Annotated in this window: 7 protein-coding genes; 2 read left to right on the top strand and 5 right to left on the bottom strand. The window is 66.0% G+C overall.

All coding sequences use genetic code 11. From position 1 onward, the window contains the following. A partial coding sequence (locus AC0L3K_RS36490; RefSeq protein ID WP_473367865.1) for a CHASE domain-containing protein occupies positions 1–640 on the bottom strand: 640 nt, incomplete at its 3' end. 315 nt (positions 641–955) lie between these two features. Here AC0L3K_RS36490 and AC0L3K_RS36485 point away from each other — a divergent pair. Further along, entirely contained in the window at positions 956–2,122 is a 1,167-nt protein-coding gene (locus AC0L3K_RS36485) for an ABC transporter substrate-binding protein (RefSeq protein ID WP_035994256.1), read from the top strand. A 6-nt stretch (positions 2,123–2,128) separates the two neighbouring features. On the opposite strand, the gene AC0L3K_RS36480 is transcribed toward AC0L3K_RS36485, so the two are convergent. From AC0L3K_RS36480 to AC0L3K_RS36465, 4 genes are all read right to left on the bottom strand, one after another. Further along, the gene (locus AC0L3K_RS36480) at positions 2,129–3,106 is read right to left on the bottom strand and encodes a hydroxyacid dehydrogenase (protein WP_473367864.1); all 978 of its coding nucleotides are present in this window, start codon (positions 3,104–3,106) and stop codon (positions 2,129–2,131) included. A gap of 12 nt (positions 3,107–3,118) precedes the next feature. After that, positions 3,119–4,996, bottom strand: a complete 1,878-nt coding sequence (locus AC0L3K_RS36475) for a TRAP transporter large permease (protein WP_007600924.1) — start codon at positions 4,994–4,996, stop codon at positions 3,119–3,121. Between the two features lie 7 nt (positions 4,997–5,003). Then, the gene (locus AC0L3K_RS36470; protein ID WP_007600923.1) at positions 5,004–6,035 is read right to left on the bottom strand and encodes a TRAP transporter substrate-binding protein; all 1,032 of its coding nucleotides are present in this window, start codon (positions 6,033–6,035) and stop codon (positions 5,004–5,006) included. A gap of 142 nt (positions 6,036–6,177) precedes the next feature. Next, positions 6,178–6,462 (bottom strand): hypothetical protein, encoded by a 285-nt coding sequence (locus AC0L3K_RS36465; RefSeq protein ID WP_157158653.1) that lies wholly within the window; start codon positions 6,460–6,462, stop codon positions 6,178–6,180. Between AC0L3K_RS36465 and AC0L3K_RS36460 the strand changes: the two genes are divergently transcribed. Further along, positions 6,461–7,948, top strand: a complete 1,488-nt coding sequence (locus AC0L3K_RS36460; RefSeq protein ID WP_007600921.1) for a caspase family protein — start codon at positions 6,461–6,463, stop codon at positions 7,946–7,948. The genes AC0L3K_RS36465 and AC0L3K_RS36460 overlap by 2 nt on opposite strands. Positions 7,949–8,161 lie beyond the last annotated feature (213 nt).

The following is an 8,161-nucleotide window of genomic DNA, read 5'->3' as shown; positions in this document are numbered from 1 at the left end:
CCGGGTGGTGCCCTTCACTCCGGGCGCCCCCCGGCCCCCCCCCCCCCCCGCGCCGGGGGGGGGGCGCCCCCCCCCCCCCGGGGGGGGGGGGGGGGGGGCGGCGCCGCCCCCCCCGGCGCTCCGGAACGGTCGCGTAGTCCATGCCGTAGACCGGAGACGTCTTCGGCTGGGTCGAGTAGAGCACCGGAAAATATTCGTCGCTCTGCGGCGCGGTCGCGAACCCATCGCCCTGGAGCGACTTGATGCGATAGCCGGAGACACCGTCCATGATCGCCGCGGCCTCGTATTCGGCGCGCTCCTTGCGGTTCACGCGCGGCACCCAGGAGATGCGCAGCATGCCGGGATGGCGCTCGAACAGGCGGGTGCTGAAGGTCTCGAATTCGCTGCGGGTGATCTCCTGGTTGGTCGATTCGAACAGGGTGCGTAGCGCGACGAGCCTGGAGATGTACTCGCCCATGCCGTTCTGCATGACGATCACTTCAGTCTCGGCCGCGTTCTCGAACTCGATCTTGTTGACGCGGCCTTCCCATCGCGCCACCGCGGCCGCGGCCACGACCGAAAACAGAAGACCTACACCGACCGCAACGAGCGCAGGGCGATAGAGCCCGAGCAGCGGCGCGGCACGCCACCATCCGGTCATTCGCCTCCGATCCTGATCGTTCTGATCCCGACCGTCCATTCAGAAACCGCCGTCCCCTCTCCCGGTCAACCGAACCTCTGGTTGAGCCGCCGGAGCCACTATCGGAACAGGACCGCGGTTAAGAACTGCACAATTTCAGGCGCCGGCTGTTCCGCATGACCCGCCTTAGTTAATGAAATGCAGGACGATGCGGACTTTGACGAAGCAAGTTGCCGGTTTTCCCCGGAGTAGTACGGAGCCATCGATACATCGCCGATTCATCCTGCGGCGATAGCTTTCCCGAAGCTACTCACCGCACCGGCAAGACTTTTCCTGATGTATCGATCTCGATCTGCGACGTCCATCGTCATGACCGTCGTCCTCCTGGCAGCAATCATGCTGCCGGCGAAAGCCGACGAGATCGGCGTCAGCGAGGATGCGATCCTGTTCGGCCAGGCCGCAGCACTCGAGGGTCCCTCCTCCGCACTCGGACAGCGGATGCGGCAGGGCATCGTCGCAGCCTTCACCGAAATCAACGCCAAGGGCGGCGTCCACGGCCGCAAGCTCCAGCTCATCAGCCGCGACGACGGCTACGACCCCGACCGCTCGGTAGCGCAGACGCTGCAGCTGATCGAGGACGACAAGGTGTTTGCGCTGATCGGTGCGGTGGGCACACCGACCGCGGTGGCGACGATACCGATCACCAGCGCCAGGAACGTGCCCTTCATCGGTCCGTTCAGCGGTGCCGAGTTCTTACGCGACCTCGAGCTCGCCAACGTGGTCAACATCCGTGCGAGCTATGGCGCCGAGGCCGAGGCATGGGTCAAGCACCTCACGGAGGATCGCCATTTCACCCGCATCGCCATTTTCTACCAGGACGATTCCTTCGGGCGCGACGGTCTTTCCGGCGTGAAGGCCGCGCTTGCCAGGCGCGGCCTCGAGCTCGCCGCCGAAGGCACCTTCGAGCGCAACACCCGCGCCGTCGCTTCGGCCTGGCGCACGATCAAGCGCGTCGAACCCGAGGCGATCGTCATGGTCGGGACCTACGGTCCCTGCGCCGAGTTCATCAAGCTCGCGCACCGCAGCGGCGCCAATCCGACCTTCGTCAACATCTCTTTCGTCGGCGCCGTTGCGCTCGCCCGGGAGCTCGGCCCCGAGGGCGAAGGCGTCGTCGTCACGCAGGTCGTGCCGTTTCCCTGGGACCGCTCGCTCAAGCTCGTCGCCGACTATCAGGCCGCGCAAACCGCGTTCGACCCGACGCTGACGCCGAATTTCGTGTCGCTCGAAGGCTACATCGCCGGCCGTCTCGCGGCCGCGGCGCTGGAACAGGCCGGACCGCAACCGACCCGCGCGAGCCTGCTGCGCGCGATCAACGATGTCGGCCGCTTCGACATCAGCGGCAGCACCGTCACCGTCGGCATGCGCATGATCGACGCGCCACCAAAGGTGTTTTTAACGGTGATCCAGAAGGACGGGACGTTCAAAGCCGTGGACCGGCTGTAGAGCGGATCACGGCCGCCGCGTCCAGCGCTCGGCGTTGACGGCGCCTTGTGGGGCCTCGCCTTTGACGATCGCCTCGACCTGGCGCACGGTTTCCAGCGACTGATATTCGATCGCCTGCGGCGTCAGGCCGCCGACATGCGGCGTGGCGATGACGTTGGGATACTTCGCAAGCTCCGGACTTGGCATCTGGTCAGGCGCGCGGCCGACATCCATCGCGGCACCCGCGATACGATATTCAAGCAGCGCCTTCGCCAGCGCCGCTTCGTCGACGAGATTGCCGCGGGAGAGATTGACGAAGACCGCATGCTTCTGCATGCGCGCCAGCGCCGCCTCGCCGATCAGGTTTTCGGTCTGTTCGTTGGCGATGGCAAGGCAGACGACATAGTCGGACGCGGCGAGGAGCTCGTCGAGGCCGACCTGCCGGATGGCGCTGTCGCTCACGGTGGCAAACGGATCTGCGACCAGCACCTCCATGCGCATCACCTTGGCGATGTCGGCGAGGTAACGCCCGATGCTGCCATAGCCGATGATGCCGATCTTGCTGCCGGCCAGCTGACGGCCCATCCGGGCTTCCGGCCTGCGACCGGCGTGATAATCGGCCGTCGCTCGGGACACGCCGCGGGAGAGATCGACCATGAAGCCAACCGCGAGCTCGGCAACGGCTTGCACGAAGCCGGGCCCGGCGCGGGTCACGAGCACGCCGGCGTTCGAGGCGGCCTCGATATCGACATTGCGAATGTCGACGGCGCAGCGGACGAAGGCGCGCAGGCGCGGCAGTTGCGCAAAGATCTCGCCGCGGCCCTCGGTCATGCGGTCGGCCACGATGATGTCGACATCTTTGGCAGCGCGCACGAGGCTGGCTGAGACCAGCGTCTCATCGCTCTCGTGCAGCACCACCTCGGCGGCCGCGCGCAAACCGTTCAGGCTGCGATTGCCGTAGTAATTGCGGCGCATCTCCGGCGTGTGGGCCAGCAGGACTTTCACGGCAAGACTCCTTCAGTAGCCGAACGCGCGCGGCAATGCCGTGCTGAGCCATGGCACGAACGCGATCACGAGCAGGCAAAGGAACAACAGGCCAAGATAGCCCATGATCGGCTTCACCGTCTGCTCGATCGGCACGTTGCCGATCAGGCAAGCGCCGTAGAGCCCGAGCCCGAGCGGCGGCGCGAACAGGCCGATGCCCATCGCGATCACGAGCACGACGCCGAAATGCAGGGGATCGATACCGAGCTGCACGGCCACCGGCAGCAGCAGCGGCCCGAAGATGATCAGCGCGGCCGCGCCCTCCAGCACCGAGCCCATCACGATCAGCACGGCGATCGCGAGCAGGATGAACAGCCAGGTGCCCGAGGTCTTGGACAGTCCCAGCATGAAATCGCCGACCGCATGCGGCACCTGCTGCAAGGTCAGCGTGAACGCCAGCGATTGCGCCGCCGCGACGATGAACAGCACGAGCCCCGCGCGCGTTGCGCCCTGGACGAAGCTGTGCGCAGCCGATGTGAAGCTGAGCTCGCGGAACACCACGCTGCCGACGACGAGCGCATAGGCCACCGCGAAGGCGGATATCTCGGTCGCGGTGGCAAAGCCGCTCTTGAAGCCGAAGAAGATCATGAAGATCAGGCCGAACGAGGCGATCGCGCCGCTCCACAGGCCCGACACCGGCATCTGCGGCGCGATGTCCTCGGCATCAGCCGCAGTCTCAGCCGGAGTCTCAGTCGGCGTCTTGCCGAAGATGATGGAGACGGCGATCAAGGCCAGCGCCATCAGCGCGGCCGGCAACAGCCCTGCGACGAACAGGCCGCCGATCGACAAATTCGCGACGAAACCCAGGATGATCAAATTGATGCAGGGCGGAATGGTCTCCGCCATCACCGCGGAGGCCGCGAGCAGCGCCACGGCACCGCCCGGATTCTGCTTGGAGCGGCGCGCGGCCGGAATCAGCACGGAGCCAACCGCGGCGACATCGGCCATCTTCGAGCCGGAGATGCCGGAGAACAGCACCATCGAGGCCACCATCACGACGTTGAGGCCGCCGCGCATGCGCCCGACCCCACGCTGCAACAGCTCGATCAGCCGCACCGACATGCCGTTGGCTTCCATGAGGTAGCCGACGAGAATGAAGAACGGAATCGCGAGCAGCACGAAATTATCGATGCCGCGCGCCATCTGCTGCGCGAAGATGACGCCGGGCAGTGCGCCCTCGACCCAGATGAAGATCAGCGCGGCCAGCGCTAGCGCAAAGCCGATCGGCAACCCGCCGACCAACGTCGCGAAGAAACCGATCAGCATCAGCGTGCCCGCCGAGGGCACCGTGGCGGGCGACAGATAATCCCAGGCGAGATAGAGGCCGGTCACGATGGCAACCGCGACGAGGCCTCTGACGATGTCGGGGAGCGGCCTGGCGCAGAGCTGGTCGATCGCAAACACCGTCATGAACAGCGCGCCGGCGCCCATCGGGTAGAAGGTCAGCTCCAGCGGCAGGCCCGACCCGGTGGTCTGGCCCGCCGTCAGCGAGCCGAGCTTGATGGAATTGTAGGCGACGTAGCCCGAAATCAGCACCACGAGCAGCGCACTCGCGGCGTCGACCAGCGCGCGCAGCCGTACCGGAGCCAGGTCGCGGAAGAAGGAGACGCCGACATTCTCGCCGCGCGCGAGCGCACTCGCCGCGCCGAAGAAGGCCGAGCCGACCATCAGGCCGCGCGCGACGTCGTCGGACCACTCCACCGGCGCGTTGAAGCAGAAGCGCAGCAGCACGGAACCGCAGACGACGACGAGATCCGCAGCCAGCAAAATGGCCGCGATCGCGTCGCTGAGGCGAAGCAGCAGGGCGATGCTCCCGTGGCGGCCGCCCGAGAGAGGTACGGCAGCTGTCATTGCCACGTCAGGCCTGCGTGGCGCGAATGATGTCGATGACGGCCTTGGATTCCGGCCGCGCCTTGATGAAGTTCTCGATTTGCGGCGCGACGCGCTTCTTGAACGCCTCGCGGTCGCATTCGGCCACCGTCACGCCCTTTTCGGTCAAGGCCGACAGCGCCTCCTTCTCGACCGCGAGCCCATGGGTCCGCGTGTCCGCCGCGGCCTTCTTCGCGGCATCGAGGAAACCGTCGCGCAGCTTCGGATCCATGCGATTGTAGGTCGTGTCGCTGAAATAGATCGCGAGCGGCGAGAAATTGTGCTGCGTCAGTGAATAGAATTTCGCCGTTTCGAAGAACTTGCTGGCCAGGATGGTCGGCGGATCGTGCTCCAGCCCGTCCAGCACGCCGGCCTGCAATGCCGTGTAGATTTCGCCGAACGCCAGCGGCGTCGCGGCGGCCCCCATCAGGCGCAGGCATTCCGTGATGACGGGATTTGGCAGGGTGCGGATCTTGAGACCGGCGAGATCTTCCGGCGTCTTCACCGGCTTCCTCGCAAGTACGCTGCGCGAGCCGAAATTATAGGCCCAGGCGATGATGCGGATGTTGCTGCCCTTGAGCAGCGCGTCCTCGATCGGCTTGGCCGCGCCGGCGTCGAACGCCTTGGTCTGCTGCGGAAAGCTCGAGAACAGAAAACCGAGGTCGTAGGTGCCGACCAGCGGCACCAGATTGGCCGAGATCGAAGAGCCTGACACCATGAGGTCGATGACGCCGAGCTTCACCGAGTTGATAACGTCGATTTCCTGACCCAATTGGTTGTCGGGAAAGAACGCGACGTCGATCTGCTCACCGAGGCCGTTCGCCTTCAGGTTCTTCACGAGATTGTCGTAATAGACACGGCCGTTGGCGAATTTGGGATCGTTCGGCAGCGAGGAGGAGCATTTCAGCTTCAGCGTCGCGGCTTCGGCGCGGCCGATGAGTGCGGGGGAGAACACGAGGCCGGCGGCAAGTCCCGTCGACGACTTGATGAACGCGCGACGGTTCACGGGCACGATGGACATGGTGCGGTCTCTCCCCAATTATTATTTTTCGCGCCACGGTCGTTGCCGCAGCCCGTTGCGCGGACTGTATGGCCAAAGCGGCGGTGCAGGCAAGACTTGCGGCCGACCGCTGCAAAGCGGCGGATCGCGAAGATCGACGGCATCATCGCGCGCCGAAACAGTCATATTTTGCAGGATTTTCGATCAGATCGGCATGGGGGCCGATGCGCGAGAAGATGCTTTCGCGCAGCGTTGGGATCAATCCAATTGGCGCATGGATCAATGCGCAATTCACATGGATGGTGCCAGAACGATGCTGCACCAGCTCTGGCAGACCTTCTGCCCCATTTTGCCGCAGCTCAACGTGATCCAGTGCACAGACAGACGCATGGCGGCCACCTAGAAAAGGTGACATCATCGTGCGCATTGCCGATGGAGGTGACACCATGCGCCGTCCAGTTCTTCGCAATTTGTTTCTTGCATCCGGTCTTCTCGCGCTCACGCAATTGACGACGCCCACGGAGGCGGCGGCCGAAGCGCGGCTCGCGCTCGTGATCGGTCAATCGGCCTATCGCACCGTCCCGGAACTGCCCAACGCAGCCAACGATGCCAAGGGCATGACGGAGCTGCTCGGCAACGCCGGCTTCACCGTCACGACGGCATCCAATCTGGCGCAGAACGACATGCGTGAGGCGATCTCGGATTTCGCCGGCAAGGTCAGCGCCAGCGGCGCCGACACCGTCGCGCTGGTGTTCTATGCCGGCCACGGCCTCCAGATCGACGGCGAGAACTATCTCGTTCCCGTCGATCTCGATCCCAAGCGCGAAGCCGACATCCCGCTGCAGGGTGTGCGGCTCAACGATTTGCTCAACACGCTCGGCGCGCTGCCGACACGAGCCCGCATCTTCATGCTCGATGCCTGCCGCAACAATCCGTTCCCGGCGCTCAGCGGCGCCGGACACGGGCTCGCAATCGTCGACACCAAGGCCGGCGCGCCGGGCTCCTTCATTTCCTATTCGACTTCGCCCGGCTCCGAAGCCGAGGACGGCAGCGGCATCGACAGCCCCTACACCACCGCGGCGCTGACCGTCGCCAAGCAGCCCAATCTGCCGATCGAGGAAGTGTTCAAGCGCATTCGCGTCGCCGTGGCGCAATCGACCGACGGACGCCAGATCCCCTGGGAAAGCTCGTCGCTGACGACCGACTTCAAGTTCTTCGGCGGCGACAGCAGCGGCAGTCAAACTGCGCTTCCTGGCGCATCCTCCATGGCACTTGCCAGCGGCACGCGCAGCCTAGAGGATTGGCGCAAGGATTTGCAGGGCAAGCCGGCCATGGTCGCCTATGAGATGGTGATCACCGACGACACCGTGCCGGCGTATCAGGCCTATATCGAGTTGTATGCTCAGGACACCCGTACGCCGCGGCTGCGCACGATTGTGGAGCGCCGGCGCCAGATGCTGGCGTGGGAGCGCGCCACCGCGATCAACACCCGCGCCTCGTTCGAGGCTTATCTGGCGAACTGGGACAACAGCGACCTCGCTGCGACCGCACGCAGGCTGCTGCTTCGCGTGCAGAACCGCAACTACGTCTTGCCTGCTGTGGTCGCGGCCGCTCCTGCCCCGGTCGCCGTCGCGATGGCGCCAACCTGCCCGTGCTCGACGCCTTCGACACCGGCAACGCCGGTCAACCCGACGATCGCGCCTGTGATCAAGAAGCGCGTCGACGACACGCCGCCGAAGCGCAAGGTGGTCGACACGCCGCCCAGGCAGCGCCGGCCGCCGCCTGATGAAGTGATCTACGAGCGCGCGCCGCCGCCGGATCGCGGCCCGCCGCCCGGCGCCATCATGCAAGGCATTGGCATCGGTGTCGGGATCGGCATGGGTATGGGCGGCGGACGCGGCGGCGATTATCACAACGACCGCGGCCGGTACTGAGCCCACTCGCGAGATACGGAGGACAGATCTGTCCTCCGTCATTGCGCGCCCCCCGGGGCCGGGGGGGGGGCGGGCCCCGGGGGGGGGGGGCGGGGGGCGGGGCGGCCCCCCCCGGGCCTAGCCGCGCGGGCCGGGGGGGGCGGGGGGGGCGGCGGGGGGGCGGCGGGGGGGGGGGGGGGCGCCCGCCGGCCCCCGCCCCCCCGCGCTCGTGAG

This window comes from Bradyrhizobium sp. MI1.10 (genome assembly GCF_055811035.1).
Note: the sequence above shows the minus strand (reverse complement) of the source record. Positions and strands in the feature narration are given on the sequence as shown.

Coding starts and splice junctions, on each gene's coding strand:
- AC0L3K_RS36485 (WP_035994256.1), top strand. CDS start 956: ATGTATCGATCTCGATCTGCGACGTCCATCGTCATGACCGTCGTCCTC.
- AC0L3K_RS36475 (WP_007600924.1), bottom strand. CDS start 4,996: ATGACAGCTGCCGTACCTCTCTCGGGCGGCCGCCACGGGAGCATCGCC.
- AC0L3K_RS36470 (WP_007600923.1), bottom strand. CDS start 6,035: ATGTCCATCGTGCCCGTGAACCGTCGCGCGTTCATCAAGTCGTCGACG.
- AC0L3K_RS36460 (WP_007600921.1), top strand. CDS start 6,461: ATGCGCCGTCCAGTTCTTCGCAATTTGTTTCTTGCATCCGGTCTTCTC.
- AC0L3K_RS36465 (WP_157158653.1), bottom strand. CDS start 6,462: ATGGTGTCACCTCCATCGGCAATGCGCACGATGATGTCACCTTTTCTA.